The 20,415-nt window shown below is 69.9% G+C and carries 21 protein-coding genes; 9 read left to right on the top strand and 12 right to left on the bottom strand.

Annotated elements, in window-relative coordinates; genetic code table 11:
• Window positions 1-335 precede the first annotated feature (335 nt).
• The 5 genes from afsQ1 to ABD858_RS19995 all read left to right on the top strand — a co-directional run bounded on the left by afsQ1 (window position 336) and on the right by ABD858_RS19995 (window position 4,377).
• Window positions 336-1,013: a two-component system response regulator AfsQ1 gene (gene afsQ1, locus ABD858_RS20015; RefSeq protein WP_345039477.1), complete on the top strand. Its 678-nt coding sequence runs from the start codon at window positions 336-338 to the stop codon at window positions 1,011-1,013.
• Window positions 1,014-1,031: 18 nt separating this feature from the next.
• A complete protein-coding gene (locus tag ABD858_RS20010; protein ID WP_345039475.1) occupies window positions 1,032-2,531 on the top strand; it encodes an ATP-binding protein in 1,500 nt (499 codons plus the stop codon).
• Window positions 2,528-3,250: a hypothetical protein gene (locus ABD858_RS20005; protein WP_345039472.1), complete on the top strand. Its 723-nt coding sequence runs from the start codon at window positions 2,528-2,530 to the stop codon at window positions 3,248-3,250. The genes ABD858_RS20010 and ABD858_RS20005 overlap by 4 nt, the downstream gene beginning before the upstream one ends.
• A gap of 196 nt (window positions 3,251-3,446) precedes the next feature.
• The gene (locus ABD858_RS20000; protein ID WP_345039470.1) at window positions 3,447-4,037 is read left to right on the top strand and encodes a VanZ family protein; all 591 of its coding nucleotides are present in this window, start codon (window positions 3,447-3,449) and stop codon (window positions 4,035-4,037) included.
• A 139-nt stretch (window positions 4,038-4,176) separates the two neighbouring features.
• A complete protein-coding gene (locus tag ABD858_RS19995) occupies window positions 4,177-4,377 on the top strand; it encodes a PspC domain-containing protein (RefSeq protein WP_345039467.1) in 201 nt (66 codons plus the stop codon).
• A 7-nt stretch (window positions 4,378-4,384) separates the two neighbouring features.
• Here the strand turns inward: ABD858_RS19995 and ABD858_RS19990 are convergent, their stop codons facing one another.
• From ABD858_RS19990 to ABD858_RS19980, 3 genes are all read right to left on the bottom strand, one after another.
• Window positions 4,385-5,080 (bottom strand): hypothetical protein, encoded by a 696-nt coding sequence (locus ABD858_RS19990; RefSeq protein ID WP_425586335.1) that lies wholly within the window; start codon window positions 5,078-5,080, stop codon window positions 4,385-4,387.
• An 89-nt stretch (window positions 5,081-5,169) separates the two neighbouring features.
• Window positions 5,170-5,496: an ATP-binding protein gene (locus ABD858_RS19985; protein ID WP_345039463.1), complete on the bottom strand. Its 327-nt coding sequence runs from the start codon at window positions 5,494-5,496 to the stop codon at window positions 5,170-5,172.
• A 123-nt stretch (window positions 5,497-5,619) separates the two neighbouring features.
• The gene (locus ABD858_RS19980) at window positions 5,620-6,774 is read right to left on the bottom strand and encodes an adenosine deaminase (protein ID WP_345039460.1); all 1,155 of its coding nucleotides are present in this window, start codon (window positions 6,772-6,774) and stop codon (window positions 5,620-5,622) included.
• A 268-nt stretch (window positions 6,775-7,042) separates the two neighbouring features.
• Here ABD858_RS19980 and ABD858_RS19975 point away from each other — a divergent pair, with 268 nt between their 5' ends.
• Window positions 7,043-7,726, top strand: a complete 684-nt coding sequence (locus ABD858_RS19975) for an alpha/beta hydrolase (protein WP_425586334.1) — start codon at window positions 7,043-7,045, stop codon at window positions 7,724-7,726.
• A gap of 331 nt (window positions 7,727-8,057) precedes the next feature.
• Here ABD858_RS19975 and ABD858_RS19970 read toward each other — a convergent pair whose 3' ends face one another.
• A complete protein-coding gene (locus ABD858_RS19970) occupies window positions 8,058-9,011 on the bottom strand; it encodes a LysR family transcriptional regulator (protein WP_345039456.1) in 954 nt (317 codons plus the stop codon).
• 62 nt (window positions 9,012-9,073) lie between these two features.
• Between ABD858_RS19970 and ABD858_RS19965 the strand changes: the two genes are divergently transcribed.
• The 3 genes from ABD858_RS19965 to ABD858_RS19955 all read left to right on the top strand — a co-directional run bounded on the left by ABD858_RS19965 (window position 9,074) and on the right by ABD858_RS19955 (window position 12,239).
• Complete coding sequence (locus ABD858_RS19965; RefSeq protein WP_345039454.1) at window positions 9,074-10,348, top strand: MFS transporter; 1,275 nt, start codon at window positions 9,074-9,076, stop codon at window positions 10,346-10,348.
• Between the two features lie 131 nt (window positions 10,349-10,479).
• Window positions 10,480-11,181: a L,D-transpeptidase gene (locus ABD858_RS19960; protein ID WP_345039451.1), complete on the top strand. Its 702-nt coding sequence runs from the start codon at window positions 10,480-10,482 to the stop codon at window positions 11,179-11,181.
• An 80-nt stretch (window positions 11,182-11,261) separates the two neighbouring features.
• The gene (locus ABD858_RS19955; protein ID WP_345039449.1) at window positions 11,262-12,239 is read left to right on the top strand and encodes a sigma-70 family RNA polymerase sigma factor; all 978 of its coding nucleotides are present in this window, start codon (window positions 11,262-11,264) and stop codon (window positions 12,237-12,239) included.
• On the opposite strand, the gene ABD858_RS19950 is transcribed toward ABD858_RS19955, so the two are convergent.
• From ABD858_RS19950 to ABD858_RS19915, 8 genes are all read right to left on the bottom strand, one after another.
• Complete coding sequence (locus ABD858_RS19950; RefSeq protein ID WP_345039446.1) at window positions 12,153-12,497, bottom strand: STAS domain-containing protein; 345 nt, start codon at window positions 12,495-12,497, stop codon at window positions 12,153-12,155. The two genes, ABD858_RS19955 and ABD858_RS19950, sit on opposite strands and share 87 nt — an antisense overlap.
• Window positions 12,498-12,626: 129 nt before the next feature.
• Window positions 12,627-13,217: a Uma2 family endonuclease gene (locus ABD858_RS19945; protein WP_345039443.1), complete on the bottom strand. Its 591-nt coding sequence runs from the start codon at window positions 13,215-13,217 to the stop codon at window positions 12,627-12,629.
• Between the two features lie 97 nt (window positions 13,218-13,314).
• Complete coding sequence (locus ABD858_RS19940; protein WP_345039441.1) at window positions 13,315-14,592, bottom strand: thymidine phosphorylase; 1,278 nt, start codon at window positions 14,590-14,592, stop codon at window positions 13,315-13,317.
• Between the two features lie 121 nt (window positions 14,593-14,713).
• The gene (locus ABD858_RS19935) at window positions 14,714-15,109 is read right to left on the bottom strand and encodes a cytidine deaminase (protein ID WP_345039438.1); all 396 of its coding nucleotides are present in this window, start codon (window positions 15,107-15,109) and stop codon (window positions 14,714-14,716) included.
• Window positions 15,106-16,371, bottom strand: coding sequence for an ABC transporter permease (locus ABD858_RS19930; RefSeq protein ID WP_345039436.1), 1,266 nt, complete (start codon window positions 16,369-16,371; stop codon window positions 15,106-15,108). Before ABD858_RS19930 ends, ABD858_RS19935 begins: the two co-directional genes overlap by 4 nt.
• Window positions 16,368-17,480 (bottom strand): ABC transporter permease, encoded by a 1,113-nt coding sequence (locus ABD858_RS19925; protein ID WP_345039434.1) that lies wholly within the window; start codon window positions 17,478-17,480, stop codon window positions 16,368-16,370. The genes ABD858_RS19930 and ABD858_RS19925 overlap by 4 nt, the downstream gene beginning before the upstream one ends.
• Entirely contained in the window at window positions 17,477-19,108 is a 1,632-nt protein-coding gene (locus ABD858_RS19920; RefSeq protein WP_345039431.1) for an ABC transporter ATP-binding protein, read from the bottom strand. The genes ABD858_RS19925 and ABD858_RS19920 overlap by 4 nt, the downstream gene beginning before the upstream one ends.
• Window positions 19,109-19,247: 139 nt before the next feature.
• Window positions 19,248-20,294: a BMP family lipoprotein gene (locus ABD858_RS19915; RefSeq protein ID WP_345039428.1), complete on the bottom strand. Its 1,047-nt coding sequence runs from the start codon at window positions 20,292-20,294 to the stop codon at window positions 19,248-19,250.
• Between the last annotated feature and the right edge of the window lie 121 nt (window positions 20,295-20,415).

Genomic DNA, 20,415 nt, shown 5'->3' with positions numbered 1-20,415 from the left:
GACCTGCTGGGGGCCCGGAGGTCATCCCCCGGACAGACACAGCACAGGGACGGGTCCGGGACCTGCTGGGGGCCCGGAGGTCATCCCCCGGACAGACACAGCACAGGGACGGGTCCGGGACCTGCTGGGGGCCCGGAGGTCATCCCCCGGACAGACACAGCACAGGGACGGGTCCGGGACCTGCTGGGGGCCCGGAGGTCATCCCCCGGACAGACACAGCACAGGGACGGGTCCGGGCGGACGGATGCCCTGCTGGGGGCCAGGGCATCCGCGGCACCACCGATGTCATTCGGCCGCCGGTCGAACTCCCCGGCCCCATGGGCCAGAATGAGGCCGTGCCTTTCCTGTTGCTGATCGAGGACGACGACGCCATCCGCACAGCCCTCGAACTCTCTCTGTCGCGCCAGGGCCACAAGGTGGCCACCGCCGCGACCGGCGAGGACGGTCTGAAGCTGCTGCGCGAGCAGCGGCCCGACCTGGTGGTGCTGGATGTGATGCTGCCCGGCATCGACGGTTTCGAGGTGTGCCGCCGTATCCGGCGGACCGACCAACTGCCGATCATCCTGCTGACCGCCCGTAGCGACGACATCGACGTCGTGGTGGGCCTGGAGTCCGGCGCGGACGACTATGTCGTCAAACCGGTGCAGGGCAGGGTGCTGGACGCGCGGATCCGGGCCGTACTGCGGCGCGGCGAGCGCGAGGCGACGGACTCGGCGGCCTTCGGGAACGTGGTCATCGACCGGGCGGCGATGACGGTCACCAAGAACGGTGAGGATCTCCAGCTGACCCCGACCGAGCTGCGGCTGCTGCTGGAGCTCAGCCGGCGGCCGGGGCAGGCACTGTCCCGTCAGCAGTTGCTGCGGCTGGTGTGGGAGCACGACTACCTCGGGGACTCGCGGCTGGTGGACGCGTGTGTCCAGCGGCTGCGGGCGAAGGTCGAGGACGTCCCGTCCTCGCCGACGCTGATCCGTACCGTCCGCGGCGTCGGCTACCGGCTGGACGCTCCTCAGTAATTTCAGTGAAGAGGCCAAGTGAAGAAGGCGATACTCGCCGGTCTGCGCTGGACCAGTCTGCGGCTGCGGCTTGTCGTCGTCTTCGGGCTCGTCGCGCTGACGGCTGCTGTCTCCGCGTCCGGCATCGCGTACTGGCTCAACCGTGAGGCCGTGCTGACGCGTACCCAGGACACGGCGCTCGGGGACTTCCGGCAGGAGATGCAGAACCGGGCCGCCTCGCTGCCCCTGCAGCCGACCGCGGAGGAACTGCAGCTCACGGCCGAGCAGATGGCGCGCAGCAGCAACCCCGCGTACGACGTGGTGCTGGTGGACCGGCGGCCCGACGGGCAGTCGATCGTGGGCGCGTCGGACACGGACGCCTTCACGGTCAAGGACGTACCGGCCTCCCTCACCGGGGCGGTGGACGAGAAGCAGCGGATCTCCGAGGGCAACGCCTACCCGTACCACCTCTTCTGGCAGCGGATCGCGCTGCGCGGCAAGCCCTATCTGGTGGGCGGCACGAAGATCATCGGCGGCGGGCCGACCGGGTACATGCTGACCTCGCTCGACAAGGAGCGGCAGGACCTCAACTCGCTCGCCTGGTCGCTGGGCATCGCCAGTGGCCTCGCGCTGCTCGGCTCCGCGCTGCTCGCGCAGGCCGCCGCGGGCACCGTGCTCAAGCCGGTGCAGCGGCTCGGCGAGGCGGCCCGGCGGCTCGGCGAGGGCCAGCTCGACGTCCGGCTCAGGGTCTCCGGGACGGACGAACTCGCCGATCTCTCACGTACGTTCAACAGGACCGCTGAGGCCCTGGAGAAGAAGGTCGCCGACATGAGCGCGCGGGAGGAGGCAAGCCGCCGCTTCGTCGCCGACATGTCGCACGAGCTGCGCACCCCGCTGACCGCCATCACCGCGGTGACCGAGGTGCTGGAGGAGGAGCAGGACAGCCTCGACCCGATGATCGCGCCGGCCGTGCAGCTGGTGGTGAGCGAGACACGGCGTCTGAACACACTGGTGGAGAACCTGATGGAGGTCACCCGCTTCGACGCGGGTACGGCCCGGCTGGTCCTCGACGATGTGGACATCGCCGACCAGATCACCGCCTGCATCGACGCCCGTGCCTGGCTGGACGCGGTGGAGCTGGACGCCGAGCGCGGCATCATGGCGCGGCTCGACCCGCGCCGGCTCGACGTGATCCTGGCGAATCTCATCGGCAACGCCCTCAAGCACGGCGGCTCCCCGGTGCGGGTCTCGGTCCGCCCGGAGGGCGAGGAACTGGTGATCGCCGTACGGGACAACGGGCCCGGCATCCCCGAGGACGTGCTCCCGCATGTCTTCGACCGCTTCTACAAGGCGAGCGCCTCCCGGCCGCGTTCCGACGGCAGCGGCCTCAGCCTCTCCATCGCGATGGAGAACGCCCATATCCACGGCGGTGACATCACAGCGGACAACGCGCCCGAGGGCGGCGCCGAATTCGTACTGCGGCTGCCCCGCGACGCCTCGCGGCTCGCCGAGGACAACCAGGAAGGCGGCGCGAAGTGACCACGAAGAAGCTCGCCGCCCTCCTGGGTACCGCCGCACTCGGCGTCCTCGGCCTCGCCGGCTGCGGCATCCGGTCCACCGGTGTGCCGGTCGACGCGGGGGCGGCGCCGTCGCGGGTCTCCTGCGAGGTGCCACGGGACGGGACCACGGCATCGTCCGACCGGATATCCGTCCGGGTACGGCTGGTGTGCGGCTCCCAACTGGTCCAGGTCGAACGCCGGGTACCCGCACCGGAGGGCGGGGACACCGACCGGGTGCGCCTGGCACGGACGCTGCTGCACGAACTGCGACGGGAAACCCCGGCCACCGAGAAGGCCGCCGGGGTCTCCACCGATGTCCCGGCCGGGCTGCAGGTGACGGCGGGCCGGGAGGGCGATCCCGAGGGCACGCTGCGGCTCAGCAAGGACCCCGGGGACCTGCCGGCCTTCGCGCTGTCGCAGATCATCTGCACCTACGCGGAAGGCGGCAGCACGGCGACGGCCGACGGCACGGTGCTGCTGGCCGGCCCCGGCAACGCGGCCCCCCCGCGGCTACACGTGCACGCCCACCCTCCTGTCCCGCCCCGGCGACACCCCGGCGGGATCGACCACGGGCACGGCAGGCACCTGAGGCACGAGGGGCGCCGAGGAGGCCGAGCACGTCCGCCCGAGCCCGCCCAGCCCTTGAGGGCAGGCACACCGGCCCACAGCGCGGAGGGCGCCCACTCCAGCCCGTCCTGAATGCACCCCTGGATACACCCCTGGATACACCCCTGGGGGCGCCCCTGGGGGCAGCTGGGGGAGGCAGCTGGGGGAGGCAGCTGGGGGAGGTTGAGGACGGACACCGAGGTTCACTCGGCGGGGGCGTCGCCACACCCCGCAGCGCCGCGCAGCACCTCACGGAACCGATCCTGCCGCGAGGTGCGTCTTGAGGGGCGTGCAGCGTCATGGTTCGGACGGCAGCGCCGTCATCCGGTCCCTTCGTGTGGCGGGGCTCTCGCTCCTCCTCGCTCATCTGCTGCTCGTGGGATGGCTGACGCTGCGCCCGCTGGACGTCATGTGGGTCACCGCGCCGAACTGGCAGCCCCTCGCCGGGATAAGGGCGATGCTGACACTCGCGCCGGTCGAGGCGGCACGCCGGATCGGCGGGGAAGTGATGCTGCTGGCACCGCTGGGCGTGCTGCTGCCGCTCGCGGGCGGGCGGCTCTTCGTCTCGCCGCTGCTCTCGCTCGCGCGAACGGCCGCCGCGGGCGCGCTGATCTCCATGGGGATCGAACTGCTGCAGACCGCTGTGCCCGGCCAGGTCGTCGACATCGACTCGCTGCTGCTGAACACGGCCGGGGTGGTCCTGGTGCATGTCGCGGTCGTCCCGGCGGGGCGTGCCGCGCTGCGCCGCAGGCGGCGCACCCGGGGGGAGGGAGCACCCCTGCCCGGGGAGGACCGGAGTCAGGGTTCGACCCCGACGATTCCCAGGGTCGGGATCGCTCCGTGGAGCGACGCCCTGCCCGCTTCGCGAACCCAGAATTGAGGCATCGGGGAGCACGAAGAAGCGGCCCCCCCAAGCCCAGGCGGCGAGTGAGCCGAAGGGGCGCGCGAGTGCCGAAACGGAGGGCACTCGCTTCAGCGCCCCGGAGGCAACCCGAGCGCCGAAAGAAACGGAGACTGCCATGACCGCCCTTGCCCGCCCCCGTGACGGACGCGTGATCGGCGGAGTGTGCGCGGCGCTGGCCCGGCGCTTCGGCACCTCGGCGACCACGATGCGGGTGATCTTCCTGGTGTCGTGTCTGCTGCCCGGCCCGCAGTTCCTGCTCTACCTGGCGCTGTGGATACTCCTGCCGGAGGAGAAGACGGCGACGTCGAGCTGGTAGGCGCGGGTCAGCCCACCGGTGCCCCGGCCAGCTTGGCCAACTGCTTGTCGGCGACCTCGCGCGGCACCTCCGTCCTGGGACGCGGTTGCTGGCCGCCGGTGACGTCGAGGGCCATGAGCCGTACCACGGTGGTGCCTTCGCGGACCACGACCATATGGACGGGGGCGGTGACGTTCTTGGCGGCGGCGGTGAGGGTCCAGCTGACCGACTCGTCGCCGCCGACCCGGTAGGGCTGTGCCTTGACGTCCTCGTACGCACCGTCCTTGCCGGCGAGCTTCACACCGAAGCCCGTGCCGCACTCCCCCACCGCCGCATCGAGGTCCTTGATCAGCTTCCGGGCGTCCGCTTCGGTGTACGCGCTGAGCGAGGCGGAGACGGCGAGTCCCGGATACCTGGTGGAGCCGATGCCCCGGGTGACGGTCTCGCCGGCCGTGGGACTCGGCCGGTCGCCCATGACGTCGGCGAGCGGCTGGCACTTCGCCCGGTCGGCGGCCGGCCGGCCTTCGGACGCGGCGCCGGGCTTTGTCGCCGAGACCTGATAGCCGGGCAGATCGGCCGCGGCGAGCGCGGCCCGGTCGAGGGCGCTCGTGCCGCCGCTGCCGGTCCTGTCGTCGCTCCCCGCGTCCTGCCCGGAGCCCTCGGCGCCGCATGCGGTGGCCAGCAGGAGTACGAGCACCGCCGCGACGGGCGCCTTCCTGCGCATGGTCACGGTCACTGTTTCCTTCCCCTTCGTTCCTGACGCGCCACGGGGCGCACACCCATGGTGCGCGCCCCGTTGTTGCGTGTGATCGCTCAGCCGCCCAGTCCGGGCAGAGGCAGGCCGGCGGGCAGTCCGCCGAGCAGACCGGGCGCGGCCTGGGTCGCGGTGCCCACGGCGGGCAGTACATGCGGCGCGGCCGCGTCTGCGGCGGCGGGCAGCTTGGTGGCGCCGAGCACGTTCTGGGCCTGCACCCCGCCGACGGCGTTGTTCAGGGGGAGCGCTTGGGTGACACGGTCCAGGGCGTTGGGCGTGTGGGAGGGGGTGGCAGGGGCGGCGGCCGAGGCGGTGCCGGCGGCAGCCGCGGCGAAGGCGGCGCCGAGGGCGGCGACGCCGAGAGTCTTGGCGGCGGACTTCTTCATCGAATTCGGTCCTTGCGAAGGGGACATTGGGCGGCAACGCAAGCTAGCCATGCCGGTGTCCCGCCGCAAACACCCGAAGGCGGCCGGAATTTCGTCTTCCCGGCCGCCTTCGCGCAGGTTCCGTCAGCCCTCTTCGGGCGCGTATTGGCTGGTCGTGGCGGTCTGCCTGAACAGCCATTCGGACTTCAGCTCGGCGTAGCCGGGCTTGATCACTTCATTGATCATGGCGAGGCGTTCATCAAAAGGGATGAACGCCGATTTCATCGCGTTGACGGTGAACCACTGCATGTCGTCGAGCGTGTAGCCGAAAGTGCCGACCAGATGCTCGAATTCACGGCTCATGCTGGTACCGCTCATCAGCCGGTTGTCGGTGTTCACCGTGGCGCGGAAGTGCAGCCTGCGCAGCAGCCCGATGGGGTGGTCGGCATACGAGGAGGCGGCGCCCGTCTGGAGGTTGGAGGTCGGGCACATCTCCAGAGGGATGCGCTTGTCCCGTACGTACGCGGCGAGGCGGCCCAGCCGCACCGACCCGTCCTCGGCGACCTCGATGTCGTCGATGATGCGCACCCCGTGGCCCAGCCGGTCGGCACCGCACCACTGGAGCGCCTGCCAGATCGACGGCAGACCGAATGCCTCGCCCGCGTGAATGGTGAAGTGGTTGTTCTCGCGCTTGAGGTACTCGAAGGCGTCGAGATGCCGGGTGGGCGGGAAGCCGGCCTCGGCTCCCGCGATGTCGAAGCCCACGACGCCCATGTCGCGGTAGCGATTGGCCAGTTCGGCGATCTCCAGGGCACGGGCAGCGTGCCGCATGGCGGTGAGCAGGGCGCCGATCCTGATCCGGTGGCCGCCCTCGCGGGCCCGCCTCTCGCCGTCCCGGAAGCCCGCGTTGACGGCCTCGACGACCCCTTCCAGGGTGAGGCCCTTTTCGAGGTGCTGCTCGGGGGCGTAGCGGACCTCGGCGTAGACGACTCCGTCCTCGGCGAGGTCCTGGGCGCATTCCGACGCGACCCGGAAGAGCGCCTCCTTCGTCTGCATGACGGCGCACGTGTGCGCGAACGTCTCCAGATAGCGTTCCAGCGAGCCCGAGTCCGCGGCTTCGTGGAACCAGATGCCGAGCTTGTCGGACTCGGTCTCGGGCAGAGCGTCATAGCCCGTCTCGCGGGCGAGATCGATGATCGTGCCGGGGCGCAGCCCGCCGTCGAGGTGGTCGTGGAGCAACACCTTCGGGGCGCGGCGGATCTGGTCCGACGTAGGCAGGTGGGGAATCTGGCTCGTCATCTCGGCACTCTAACGCCTACGCGCGTAGAGAACTCGGTGTCGATATGTAACAGTGACCGCCCGGACGAGTGGAGTACACCCGGCCTTCTGAGACTGTTCCTCCATGGGACAGAACGCACTGCCCCGGTGGTGGGGGCACCCGCCCGGCCGCGCCGGATCGGATCGAGCCTTGCTGGAAGCGGACAGGTCACAGGAGGGCCGGTCCCCACGACGGGCCCGGCTCGGCCGGGCCGTGAGCACGGGCGACCCCGGCTCCGCGGCGGGCGGCGTGGTGCTCGTACTGCCGGACGGCGAGCCGGTGTCGACGCGCCGGCCCTCGCCCTTCGCCTACACGGAGTTGATCCCGCTGGCGCGCACGCTGGCCCGGGCCGGGGCGGCGGACGGGCTGGTCGCCCATCTGGTGCGGTACCGCTGCCGTGGCTGGAACGGCACCGACGCACAGCTCGCCGCGGACGCCGCCTGGGCGGTGGACGAGGCCGTACGGCGCTACGGCGATGTGCCGGTGTGCCTGGTCGGCCACGGCATGGGCGGCCGGGCGGCACTGCGGGCCGCCGCGCACCCGGCGGTCAACTCGGTGCTGGCGATGGCCCCATGGCTGCCCGAGGACGACATGGCGGCCGAGCCGGAGCCGGTCAGGCAGCTCGCCGGCCGGCGCGTGCTGATCGTGCACGGCACCAACGACGCCCGGACCGACCCGGAGTTGTCGTTCCGGCTGGCCGAGCGGGTCAAGAAGGCGAACCGTGACATCTGCCGGTTCGAGGTGCACACGGACGGCCATGCGCTGCGCCAGCACCGGGCCGAAGTCCTGGCGCTGGCCGCGGACTTCGTGACCTGCTCGCTGTTCGCGCGGTCGTACGCCCGGCCGGTCGCCGACGCGCTGGCGGCTCCACCGCCGCTGGGGCTGCGGATGCCGCTGGCAGCGGGGTTCGGGCGGTCGCTCCTGCACCGCTGAGGCGCTGCCGCGGGCCACGCCCGGGCTGATTACCGGTCTCCGTCCAGGTCAAGCACACGGAGAGCGGCGCCCCGGGCTCGGACAGCACCCCCTGCGCGGCCCCCTTCGACTGCGGCATGGTTGTGGACCACCGGGCCGTACTCACACGAGCCCGTCCTGGGGGGCACCTCTGGGGGCACCCCAGGGGTAGCTGAGGGAGGTAGCTGGGGAAGCTTGAGGACGGACACACCGGCCTACCCGACGCGGGACTGCAACACCGAACCCGGAAGGCCCTCACTCGTTCAAGATCATCCACCGTGAACCCTGTCACCAACCTCCGTGGACAGAACAACTAGCCCGCCCGTAGATGGCCGCGGCGCGACAGCAGGAAGCGCTTGAAGGCTGCCACCGGGGCCGTGTCCGGGTGGCCGTCAAGCCAGGCGACACCGATCTCGCGGACCGCGCGGGGCGCCGTGACCGTCAGCTCGACGACATCCGGGCGGGCCACCGTCGGGGGTGGCAGCAGCGCCACGCCGAGGCCCGCGGCCACCAGGCCGCGCAGGGTCTCGATCTCCTCGCCCTCGAACGCGACGCGCGGTTTGAATCCCGCCTCCGCGCACAGAGCGTCGGTGATGCGGCGCAGTCCGTAGCCGGGCTCGAGGGTGACGAAGGTTTCGTCCGCCGCCTCGACGAGGCGGACGCGCTTGCGGCGGGCGAGGCGGTGGTCGTCGGGGACCACGAGCCGCAGGCGCTGCTCGTCGAGGCGGCGGGCGACCAGATCAGGGGCGTCGGGGACCGGCGAGGTGAGGCAGAGGTCCAGCTCCCCGGCGCGGAGGCGTTCGATCATCGCCTCGCCGTAGTTCTGTACGAGCGTGAAGCGCACCCGGGGATGGTCGACGCGGAAGGCGCGGATCAGCTCGGGCACGGTTTCGGAGCCCATGGTGTGCAGGAAACCGAAGGCGACCCGGCCGGCCGCCGGGTCGGCGTCGGCGCGTACGGACTCGGCGGCCCGCTCGACCTCGGTGAGGGCACGCTCGGCGGAGGCGAGGAAGGTACGCCCGGCGGGGGTGAGGGAGACCGTGCGGCCCTTGCGCGCGAACAGGGTGACGCCCAGGTCCTGTTCGAGCCTGACCATGGCGCGGGAGAGCGTCGACTGCGGGACGCCCAGCTCGTGCGCGGCCCGGGTGACGTGCTCGTGGCGGGCGACCCCGGCGAAGTACGCGAGGCGCGGGGCGAGCATGAGCCGGATGTCTTCTTCGTAACTGTTCAGTGACACGCGAGGCCGTGAGCTGTGGTCATGCACCATGGGAACGATTATCGCGATTCCATGCATTGGACGCATGAAAAAGGGAGGCATAGCTTCGGGACATGCCTCCTGCCAGTACCGGGGCGTCCACCACCGTGGGCGCCTCCACCACGTCGCCCCTGCATCTCGCCCCCGGACAGGCCCGCTACCGCCGGATGAGCTTCGCGCTCTTCGCCGCCGGTGTGGCCACCTTCGCTCTCCTCTACTCCACGCAGGCCCTGCTCCCCGCCATCTCGGCCGGCCTCGGCGTGAGTGCCGGGCAGGCCAGCTGGACGGTCTCGGCGGCGACGGGCGCACTGGCGTTGTGCGTGCTGCCGCTGAGCGCGCTGTCGGAGCGTTTCGGACGGGTACGGCTGATGACGGTCTCGCTGGCGGTCGCGGTCGCGGTCGGGCTGCTGATCCCGTTCGCGCCCTCCCTGGGCTGGCTGGTCGCGCTGCGTGCGGTGCAGGGCGCGGCGCTGGCCGGTCTTCCGGCCTCGGCGATGGCGTACCTCGCAGAGGAGGTGCGGCCCAAGGCGCTGGTCGGAGCGATCGGCCTGTTCGTGGCCGGCAACAGCATCGGCGGTATGAGCGGCCGTATCGTCACCGGCTGGGTCGCCCAGCTGTGGGGGTGGCGCGCGGCGCTGGCGACGGTGGGCGTGATGGCGCTGGTGTGCGCGGTGGTGTTCCGGCTGCTGCTGCCGAAGGCGCGTCACTTCACACCGGGTTCACTCGACCCCCGTGCCCTGGCCCGTACCGTGCGCGGCCATCTCGCCGATCCGCTGCTGGTGCGGCTGTACGCGATCGGGGCGCTGTTCATGACGGTGTTCGGCGCGGTCTACACGGTCATCGGCTACCGGCTGGTCGAGGCGCCCTTCGGACTGCCGCAGGGTGTCATCGGCTCGATCTTCCTGGTCTACCTGGTCGGTACGGTCTCGTCGGCGGCGGCCGGCACGCTGGTGGCCCGGCTGGGCCGCCGGGGTGCCTTCTACCTGGCGGTGAGCGTGACCGCGGCGGGCCTGCTGCTGTCCCTGAGCGAGGATCTGGCCGTCGTCCTGGCCGGCCTGGTCCTGATCACCGCCGGCTTCTTCGCGGGCCACGCCGTCGCGTCCTCGTCGGTGAGCCGCACCGCGAAGACCGGCCGCGCCCAGGCTTCCGCCCTGTACCAGTCGGCGTACTACCTGGGCAGCAGCGCGGGCGGTACGCTCGGCGCCATCGCCTTCCACAACGGCGGCTGGGCGTCGACCGTCCTGCTCGGACTGCTGGCCGTCCTCGGCGTCGTCTCGATCACGCTGTACGGGACGCGGGCGGCCCGGGCGGAGCGCCGACTGGTGCCGGTAACCGCGACCGCCCGCTGACCCGGTCACCACGCCATGGAAATGCCCTGGTGTGACACAACCGTGCCGTTTCGGGCGCAACCACTTTCCCCCTCCGGCTGTCTATCAGGCGGAACGACCACGCATGACCCGCGCACAAGGAGCAGACGCCCGTGGGGGACATACGCAGAAGACGAGGAATCGTCGCACTCGGGCTCACCGCGCTGGTGACCCCGCTGACCCTGGCCCTGGGGGCCGGCACCGCGCAGGCGGCGACCTGCACCACCGGCACCGGGCCGTATCAGAAGCAGGTCGAGAAGTTCCTCGGCCTGACGGTGGACGGTAAGCAGTCGGTCACCGACTGCAAGGCCGTCCAGGCCTTCCAGACGAAGCACCAGATCAGCCCGAACAGCGGGTACGCCGGGCCGGTCACCTGGTCCGTGATGGACCTGATGATCAAGCAGAAGGCCGTCGGGACGAACCCCAACAAGGACGGGAAGTGCCCGACCGACAAGGGCCGGATCGCCTGTGTGAACCTGACGCTCCAGCTGAGCTGGATCCAGGACGGCTCGAAGCTGATCTACGGTCCGGTGCCGGTCCGCACCGGCCGGGACGGCTACGAGACCCGTACCGGCCTGAAGAAGATCTACTGGCGTGACATCGACCATGTGTCGTCGCTGTACAACAACGTGCCGATGCCGTACAGCCAGTTCTTCGACGGCGGTCAGGCCTTCCACTCGGTCGACAAGAGCATGTGGTCGCCGCCCGGCTCGCACGGCTGCGTGAACATGACCAAGACCACTGCGGCGAAGTACTGGGACCTGCTGCGGAACGGCGACGACGTGTTCGTCTACGGCCGCAAGCCCGGCACGTGACCGATCCGGACGCGATTGTCAGTCCCCTCCTGTAGCTTCCCAAGGGCTGGTACCGAACGGGCTTCAGGGGTGGACCTGACATGAGTGATCTCGCAGCGACAGCAGACCTGGAATCCCGCCTCGAGCAGCACCGGGTCGAGCTGACCGGGTACTGCTACCGGATGCTGGGCTCGTCCTTCGAGGCGGAGGACGCGGTACAGGACACGCTCGTACGGGCGTGGCGCAGCCTCGACCGGTTCGAGGGCCGGTCGTCGCTGCGGTCCTGGCTCTACCGCATCGCGACCAACGTGTGTCTCGACATGCTGAACGCGGGCAATCGCCGGGCCCGCCCCATGGATCTTTCGTCCCCCCAGCCGCAGGCCTCGGCGGTGCTTCACACCCGGCCCGAGGCCACCTGGCTGGAGCCCGTGCCGGACGCGGCGGTGCTGCCGACGGTCGCCGATCCCGCGGAGACGGCGGTCGCCAGGGAGTCGGTGCGGCTCGCCTTCGTGGCCGCGCTGCAGCATCTGCCGGCCAAGCAGCGGGCCGTGCTGATCCTGCGCGAGGTGCTGGCCTGGAAGGCGAGCGAGGTCGCCGAACTGCTGGAGACAACCGTCGCCTCGGTCAACAGCGCGCTCCAGCGCGCCCGCGCCACCCTTGCCGACGCCCCGCCGCGCGGGACGGATGCCGCCGACCCGCTCGACGAGTCGCAGCGCAAGCTGCTGGAGCGGTATGTCGCCGCGTTCGAGGGGTACGACATGGACTCCCTCACCGCCCTCCTTCACGAGGACGCCACGCTCTCCATGCCGCCGTTCGACCTGTGGCTGCACGGCCCTGCGGACATCCGTGCCTGGCACGAGGGCCAGGGCATAGGCTGCAAGGGCTCCCGTCTGATCCCCACGGTGGCCAATGGCACCCCGGCCTTCGGCCAGTACCGGCCCAGCGAGGACGGCTCGGGCCACACCCCGTGGGCGCTCCAGGTCATCGAGATATCAGGGGGCAGGATCGTCGGTCTGAACGCGTTCCTCGACACCGAGCGCTGGTTCCCGCTCTTCGGGCTCCCCGAGCGCCTCGGCTAGTCCGGTCTGTGCGAGCAGCCGGTGCAGCAGCGGGGTGGGGTGCCGGATTCTGATCCGGCACCCGAGCCGCCGCGCGGTCAGCCGCAGCCGGGCCAGCGCCTCGACCGCGGTCAGGTCGGGCTCGGTGACCCCGCCGACGTCGCAGACCACCTCCGTGGCCCCCTCCGCATGCAGCTCGCCGAGCCGCGCGCACAGCACGGGAACATCGCCGGGGCCCACCGCCGGGCCGCCGACGACCAGTGTGATCGGTTTCGTCATGTCCACATGGAGTTGACCGCCGTGCTGCCGGGAAATCATCGCGCGCCCCGGGGGGCGGCTTCCGGGTGATACGTACGTGACGGAGGAGGCAGCGGGGTTCACGCTCGGGCAGGCCCATGGGCGAAACCTTCAGCCGACCGGAAAGGTCCCTGTGTCGAGTTCGAGGTCGAAGGGGTCCGGCAGCGTCAGCTTCCCGCCGTACTCGACGGAGCTGAGAATCCGGTACGTGCCGTCTGCCGGTTCGGCCAAGAGCGTGGCAGTGGGCCTGCCCGAGTGCCACGGGTCGATGAGGAGGTAGAGGGGGACGCCTGCTTGGGCGTAGCCCGCGACCTTCTGGATGCGGTCGTGGTTGCCGTTTGCCTTGGAGGTGATCTCGACGACCAGTTCCGCGGCAGCGGCCGGGATGAAGTTGCCGGGTTCGCTGAGTACGGCACGGGGGGCCACGACGAGATCCGGAATGTAGAGGCCGTCCTTGGACGGCACCGCCACCCCGAGTGTCTGGTAGATCCCCCAGTCCTCTGGGATCACGCTGTACAGGCGTCGCTGGATCAGGTCGGCGATGTGGTTGTGGCTGTTGGCCGGCGGTGGTGCCACGGTGACGATCCCCTCGATGATCTCCACCTTGCAGCCCTCGGGCGCGTCCGTCTCCTCCCGGATACGGACGAGGTCGTCCCACTCGTGGCCCTGGGCCGACGCGGGGTCGACGGTGAGTGCGCTCATGGCGGTCTCCTCAATCGGTGCGTCACCGATCCCAGCATGCCGAACGGGACCGGCGGGGGTCCACCGGTCCCGTTCACCCGTACGGGGATGTCGTGGGTCAGGCGATGCGGTCCAGGACGATCGGCGTCGGCGTGTAGTCCGTGCCCGTCGGGGCGATGTCGAACGCCGAGGTCAGTGCCTGGAGGGCGTAGTCGAACCGCTCCGGGGTGTCCGTGTGGAGGGTCAGCAGGCGCTGGCCCGCGGTCACCGGCTCGCCCGGCTTGGCGTGGATCTCGATACCGGCGCCCGCCTGCACCGGGTCCTCCTTGCGGGCGCGGCCGGCGCCCAGGCGCCAGGCGGCGACGCCGATGTCGTAGGCGTCGAGGCGGGTGAGGATGCCGGTGGAGGGGGCCGTCACATGGTGCTGCTCGCGGGCGACCGGGAGTGCCGCGTCCGGGTCGCCGCCCTGCGCGGTGATCATGCGGCGCCAGACGTCCATCGCGGAGCCGTCGGCGAGGGCCTTCGCCGGGTCGGCGTCCTCGATGCCCGCCGCTGCGAGCATCTCGCGGGCGAGGGCAAGAGTCAGGTCGATGACGTCCTGGGGGCCGCCGCCCGCGAGGACCTCGATGGACTCCCGGACCTCGAGGGCGTTGCCGGCGGTGAGGCCGAGAGGGGTGGACATGTCGGTGAGCAGGGCGACCGTCTTCACACCGTGGTCGGTGCCGAGGCCGACCATGGTGGAGGCGAGCTCCCGGGCGTCGTCGATGTTCTTCATGAAGGCGCCGCTGCCGACCTTGACGTCCAGGACCAGTGAGCCGGTGCCCTCTGCGATCTTCTTGGACATGATCGAGGAGGCGATCAGCGGGATGGCCTCGACCGTGCCGGTGACGTCGCGCAGGGCGTAGAGCTTCTTGTCGGCCGGGGCCAGGCCGTCGCCGGCCGCGCAGATGACAGCGCCGGCGGTGTCGAGGACGTTCAGCATCTCCTCATTGGAGAGCAGGGCCCGCCAGCCGGGGATGGACTCCAGCTTGTCGAGGGTGCCGCCGGTGTGGCCGAGGCCCCGGCCGGACAGCTGCGGGACGGCGGCGCCGCACGCGGCGACCAGCGGGGCCAGCGGCAGCGTGATCTTGTCGCCGACGCCGCCGGTGGAGTGCTTGTCGGCGGTCGGGCGGGAGAGGGAGGAGAAGTCCATGCGCTCGCCGGACGCGATCATCGCCGCGGTCCAGCGGGAGATCTCCTCACGGTTCATGCCGTTGAGCAGGATCGCCATCGCCAGCGCCGACATCTGCTCGTCGGCGACCTCGCCGCGGGTGTAGGCGTCGATGACCCAGTCGATCTGCTCAGGGCTCAACTCACCCTTGTCCCGCTTGGTGCGGATGACGGAGATGGCGTCCATTGGTTCGGGTTCCTTTCGGCGTACGAAAGCGTACGGAAGAGGTGCGGCCCCTCCTCCCCCAAGCTCTCGGCTTCGCTCGAGCAGGGGGACCCCCATCGTGGGCGGAAGGGCCGCGGGTGTTTCAGTGCAGACGGTCCGGGCCGAATGCCTGCGGGAGCAGCTCGGAGAGCGGGAGGACGCCCGCCGCGGTGTCCACCAGCAGCTCCGGACCGCCGAATTCGTACAGCAGCTGCCGGCAGCGGCCGCACGGCATCAGCAGGTTTCCCTTGCCGTCGACGCAGGTGAAGTGCGTCAGCCGGCCGCCACCGCTCAGCTGGAGGGCGGAGACCAGGCCGCATTCGGCACACAGGGACAGCCCGTAGGAGGCGTTCTCGACATTGCAGCCGGTGACGGTGCGACCGTCGTCGACGAGCGCCGCGACGCCCACCGGGAAGCCCGAGTAGGGGGCGTAGGCCCGGGACATGGCGTCCCGGGCCGCCCTGCGGAGGGCTTCCCAGTCGATCGCCGGGGCTGTCACTTGCCCTGGCCCTTCTTGTAGGGCATGCCGTCCGCCTTGGGCATGCGGAGCCGCTGTGCGGAGAGCGCGAGTACCAGCAGGGTGGTGACGTACGGCGCGGCGTCCACGAACTGGCTGGGCACCTCGCTGGTGAGTCCGTACCAGGCGAAGAGCCCGCCGGACGCTCCGAGGCAGATCGCGGCCTGCCAGTACTTCTTCTTGTACAGCTGCCAGGCCGTGGCGAGCAGCAGCAGGATCGCCAGCAGCAGGAGCATCGCGTGGACGTTCTCGGCGCCGCCGCGCAGCTTGAGGCTGTCGGTGAAGCCGAAGAGGCCCGCGCCCATCGCCAGACCGCCCGGCATCCAGTTACCGAAGATCATCGCGGCGAGACCGATGTAGCCGCGGCCGCCGGTCTGGCCCTCCTGGTAGATGCCGGTGGACACGATGGCGAGGAAGGCACCCGCGAGACCGGCCAGGCCGCCGGAGACGACGACGCCGATGTACTTGTACTTGTAGACGTTGACGCCGAGGGACTCGGCGGCGACCGGGTTCTCACCGCAGGAGCGCAGGCGCAGACCGAAGCCGGTGCGCCACAGGACCCACCAGGTGGCGGGGAAGAGCAGCACCGCGACGACGGTCAGCAGGGACAGGTTGGTCACCAGACCGCCGAGTACGCCTGCCAGGTCCGAGACGAAGAACCAGTGTTTGGCCTGGAGATCGGCCAGCCAGTCCGACAGTCCTGGGATGGTGATGTCGGTGATCTGGTCGATGCGCGGGGACTGCTTGGAGGAGCCGCCCGGGGCCTCGGCGAACGTGAAGTTCGACAGGTAGCGGGTGACGCCGACCGCCAGGATGTTGATCGCCACACCGGAGACGATGTGGTTGACGTTGAACGTCACGGTGATGACGGCGTGCAGCAGACCGCCGAGCGCGCCGCCCATGATGCCCACGGCGACACCGGTCCACGGGCCCCACTGGTAGCCGGCCCAGGCACCGAACCAGGTGCCGAGGATCATCATGCCTTCGAGGCCGATGTTGACGACACCCGACCGCTCGGCCCACAGGCCGCCGAGACCGGCGAGACCGATCGGCACGGCGAGCTGGAGCGCACCGGAGACCTGACCCACGGAGGTGAGGTCGTCGGCTCCGCTGATCACTCGGACCAGCGAGAACAGTGCCAGACCTCCTGCGACGATCAGCAGGACGACGGGCAGGGTCAGTTTGCGGCGGCCGCCGCCCTTCTTGGACGCAGTGCCTGCACGGGTGAGAGTGCTGGTGGTCACGCCGACACCTCCTCATGCTTCTTGCGGGCGGCGGCGGCGAGTTCCTCGCCGACCTTCTGCTGCTGGCGGCGCAGCCCGTACTGGCGGACGAGTTCGTACGACACGACGACAGAGATCACGATCAGGCCCTCCATGATCGTGGCGATCTCCTTCTCGTAACCGTGCTGGTCGAGCGAGCTCGACGCCTTCTGCAGGAAGGCAATCAGCAGCGCGCTGAAGAAGATGCCGACCGGGTTGTTGCGGCCGAGCAGGGCGATGGTGATGCCCGTGAAGCCGATGGTGGTCGGGAAGGTGAGGCTGAACGTGTGGGTGTCGCCCAGCAGGATCGGCATGCCTGCGAGACCCGCGACGGCACCGGAGACCAGCATCGCCGTGAGGATCATCTTCTTGGCGTCGACACCGGACGCCTGCGCGGCGGTCTCGCTGGCACCGGTGGCGCGTAGGTCGAAGCCGAAGCGGGTGCGGTTGAGGACGAACCAGTAGACGGCACCGAGCCCGAAGGCGACGAAGGTGAAGCCGTAGATCTCACCGCCCTCACCCATGTTCAGGCCGGGGAACCAGCCGGAGGACGCGATCTCGCCCGTCGTCAGGTCGTTGGAGCCCTCGGGCTGGACACCGAGGTTCTCCGGAAGGATCAGCCAGGCGATCAGGCTGGTGGCGATCGCGTTGAGCATGATCGTGGCGACAACCTCGTTCACCCCGCGAGTGGTCTTGAGGACACCCGCGATACCCGCCCAGAAGGCGCCGGTCAGCATCGCGACCAGCACGATCAGCAGGATGTGCAGGGGGCCGGGAAGCTCCACCGCGGCACCGACCACAGCGGCCACCATGGCGGCCAGGCGGTACTGGCCGTCGACACCGATGTTGAAGAGATTCATCCGGAAGCCGATGGCCACGGCCAGGGCAGCCAGATACAGGGTGCCCGCGTAGTTGATGATCAGCACCTGTACGTCGGCGTACTGGGCGTTCTCGATCATCAGCCTGAACGGCCCGAACGCGTCATGCCCCGACGCGAGCAGCACCACCGAGGTGAGTGCGATGGCGACGACCAGCGCCAGCACCGGGCCGGCTACGGCCAGGATGATCCGGTCCTTGTCGAATTTCTTCATCGGGCCTCACCGTCTTCGTGGCGCTCGAGGTTGCCGGTGGCGGCGCCGGTCATGGCCGAGCCCAGTTCCTCCGGGGTAACGGTCGCGGGGTCCGCGTCCGCGACCAGACGGCCGCGGTATATGACCCGCAGGGAGTCGGACAGGCCGATCAGCTCGTCCAGGTCGGCGGAGATCAGCAGCACCGCGAGGCCCTCGCGGCGGGCCTCCCGGATCTGGTCCCAGATCTGCGACTGCGCGCCGACGTCCACACCGCGGGTGGGGTGTGCGGCGATGAGCAGCTTGGGGTTGTGGCTCATCTCGCGGCCGACGATCAGCTTCTGCTGGTTGCCGCCGGAGAGGGAGGCCGCGGTGACGTCGATACCGGGCGTACGGACGTCGTACTCGCGCACGATCCGCTCGGTGTCCTTGCGGGCCGCCTTCGGGTCGAGCACTCCGCGCTTGCTGTTGGGCGCCTCGGTGACATGGCCGAGGATGCGGTTCTCCCAGAGCGGGGCCTCCAGCAGCAGGCCGTGCCGGTGCCGGTCCTCGGGGATGTAGCCGATGCCGCCCTCGCGGCGCTTGCGGGTGGGCGTGGTGGAGATGTCGTCCCCGTCCAGGCTGATCACACCGCCGTCCGGGATGCGCATGCCCATCAGGGCCTCGATGAGCTCGGTCTGGCCGTTGCCCTCGACGCCGGCGATGCCCAGGACCTCGCCCTTGTGGATGGTCAGGTCGATGCCACCGAGCACCTCGCGGACCACACCGTCGGGGTCGGTGACGGACAGCCGCAGGTTCTCGACCTTGAGCATCGGCACATCGGTCACCGTCGACTCGCGCGTCTCCGGCGAGGGCAGCTCGCTGCCGACCATCAGCTCGGCGAGCTGCTTGGGCGTGGTCGTGCGCGGGTCCGCGGTGCCCACGGTCGTACCGCGGCGGATGACCGTGATGTCGTCGGCGACCGACAGGACCTCGCCCAGCTTGTGCGAGATGAAGATGACGGTCAGACCCTCGGCCTTGAGCTCGCGCAGGTTGTCGAAGAGCGCGTCGACCTCCTGCGGGACGAGGACGGCGGTCGGCTCGTCGAGGATGAGAGTGCGGGCGCCGCGGAAGAGGACCTTGAGGATCTCCACGCGCTGCCGGTCGGCGACGCCGAGCTCCTCGACCAGGGCGTCGGGGCGGATGTTCAGGCCGTACGCGTCCGAGATCTCGTTGATCTTCTTACGTGCTCCGGCGCCGATGCCGTACAGCTTCTCGCTGCCGAGAACGACGTTCTCCAGCACCGTGAGGTTGTCGGCCAGCATGAAGTGCTGGTGCACCATGCCGATACCGCGGGCGATGGCATCGGCGGGGCTGTGGAAGCCGACCTCCTGGCCGTCGACCGTGATGGTGCCCTCGTCCGGCCTCTGCATGCCGTAGAGGATCTTCATCAGGGTCGACTTGCCGGCGCCGTTCTCACCGACCAGTGCGTGCACCGTGCCCTTGTGGACCGTGATGTCGATGTCGTGGTTGGCGACGACGCCGGGGAAGCGCTTGGTGATGCCGCGCAGGACTACGGCGGCAGGAGGGCTGGACGCGTTGATGACGCACTCTCCTTGGCGGGAAAGGAGCAGGGGTGAGAACAGGGGTGGGGCGAAAATATCGCGCCACAAATGATCTACGCGCGTAGCGTTATCAAAAGACAAGCAGAATGCGACCTGGGGTCCGGAGAGGCGGCCGCAGCCATCTCTCCGGACCCACCGGGCTCACGCGCTGACCGGGCTGGGGTGGCCCCAGCGTGTCAGGAAGACCTTACGGAGTGGTCTTGACCTTGATCTTGCCGGAGACGATGTCCAGCTTCGCCTTCTTAACGGCGGCGGTCACGTCGGTCATCTTGGTGAACTCCGGGTTGGACTCGGCCAGGCCGACGCCGTCGGTGGCGAGACCGTAGCGGACCTCACCGGTCTGCGGCTTGCCCGCCTTGACCGACTTGATCAGGTTGTAGACCGAGTCGGAGACGTCCTTGGTGACCGAGGTCAGGATCTTGTCCTTGTACTCGGCCAGACCCGCCTGGTTGTACTGGTCCGAGTCCACGCCGATGGCCCACTTGCCGGCCTTGGCGGCAGCCTCGATCGCGCCGGTACCGGCCAGACCCGCGGCGTGGTAGATGACGTCCGCACCCTTGTCGAGCTGACCCTGGGCGGCGGCCTTGCCGAGGTCGGGCTTCGCGAAACCGTCGAAGTTCGGCGGCTGGGTCAGGTACTGGGTGAGCACCTTGGCCTTGGGGTTGGTGTCCTTGACGCCCTGGACGAAGCCCGCCTCGAACTTCTTGATCAGCGGAACCTCGACACCGCCGATGTAGCCGACGGTGTTGGTCTTGGTGGCCTTGGCGGCGGCCACACCGGCGAGGTAGGATCCCTCCTCCTCGTTGAACACCAGGTTGGCGATGTTCTTGCCGGTCACCGAGGTGTCGTCGATGATGCCGAAGGTGGTGTCCGGGTACTTCTCGGCGACCTTCTTGATGGCCGGGGCGTAGGCGAAGCCGACACCGATCACCGGGTTGTTGCCGGCGCGGGCCAGCTCGGTGAGGCGCTGCACCTTGTCGGCGTCCGACTCACCCTCGGACGGCTCGGCCTCCTTGCCCTTTACACCGAGGTCCTTTTCGGCCTTCTGCAGGCCGGCGTAGGCGGCGTCGTTGAAGGACTGGTCACCACGGCCACCGATGTCGTACGCGATGGCGGCGCTGGGGCCCTTCTTCTCCGATTTGCCTTCGGTGGACGTCTTGCCACACGCGGTGGCCGACAGTGCAAGTGCCGCGGACGCGATGCCCACGGTCGCGATCCTGGTGATCCGGCGCAAGGGAGGCTCCTAAACCTGACCTGAAAGCGCCATTACCGGCGCTGGTGTCGCCGTGATCGTAACGCGCGTAGATGTCTTATAAGAACCCGTTCGGCGGACGTTATCGGATCGTCGTGAACAG

Origin of the sequence: Streptomyces sannanensis (assembly GCF_039536205.1) — a bacterium.
GTDB lineage: Bacteria > Actinomycetota > Actinomycetes > Streptomycetales > Streptomycetaceae > Streptomyces > Streptomyces sannanensis.
This window is presented reverse-complemented; position numbering and strand designations above follow the sequence as displayed.

Bases quoted from the DNA above. Each gene is read 5' to 3' on its own strand.
- ABD858_RS19995 (WP_345039467.1), top strand. From the start codon at position 4,177: ATGACCGCCCTTGCCCGCCCCCGTGACGGACGCGTGATCGGCGGAGTG.
- ABD858_RS19990 (WP_425586335.1), bottom strand. From the start codon at position 5,080: ATGCGCAGGAAGGCGCCCGTCGCGGCGGTGCTCGTACTCCTGCTGGCC.
- ABD858_RS19985 (WP_345039463.1), bottom strand. From the start codon at position 5,496: ATGAAGAAGTCCGCCGCCAAGACTCTCGGCGTCGCCGCCCTCGGCGCC.
- ABD858_RS19980 (WP_345039460.1), bottom strand. From the start codon at position 6,774: ATGACGAGCCAGATTCCCCACCTGCCTACGTCGGACCAGATCCGCCGC.
- ABD858_RS19970 (WP_345039456.1), bottom strand. From the start codon at position 9,011: ATGGTGCATGACCACAGCTCACGGCCTCGCGTGTCACTGAACAGTTAC.
- ABD858_RS19965 (WP_345039454.1), top strand. From the start codon at position 9,074: ATGCCTCCTGCCAGTACCGGGGCGTCCACCACCGTGGGCGCCTCCACC.
- ABD858_RS19955 (WP_345039449.1), top strand. From the start codon at position 11,262: ATGAGTGATCTCGCAGCGACAGCAGACCTGGAATCCCGCCTCGAGCAG.
- ABD858_RS19950 (WP_345039446.1), bottom strand. From the start codon at position 12,497: ATGACGAAACCGATCACACTGGTCGTCGGCGGCCCGGCGGTGGGCCCC.
- ABD858_RS19945 (WP_345039443.1), bottom strand. From the start codon at position 13,217: ATGAGCGCACTCACCGTCGACCCCGCGTCGGCCCAGGGCCACGAGTGG.
- ABD858_RS19940 (WP_345039441.1), bottom strand. From the start codon at position 14,592: ATGGACGCCATCTCCGTCATCCGCACCAAGCGGGACAAGGGTGAGTTG.
- ABD858_RS19925 (WP_345039434.1), bottom strand. From the start codon at position 17,480: ATGAAGAAATTCGACAAGGACCGGATCATCCTGGCCGTAGCCGGCCCG.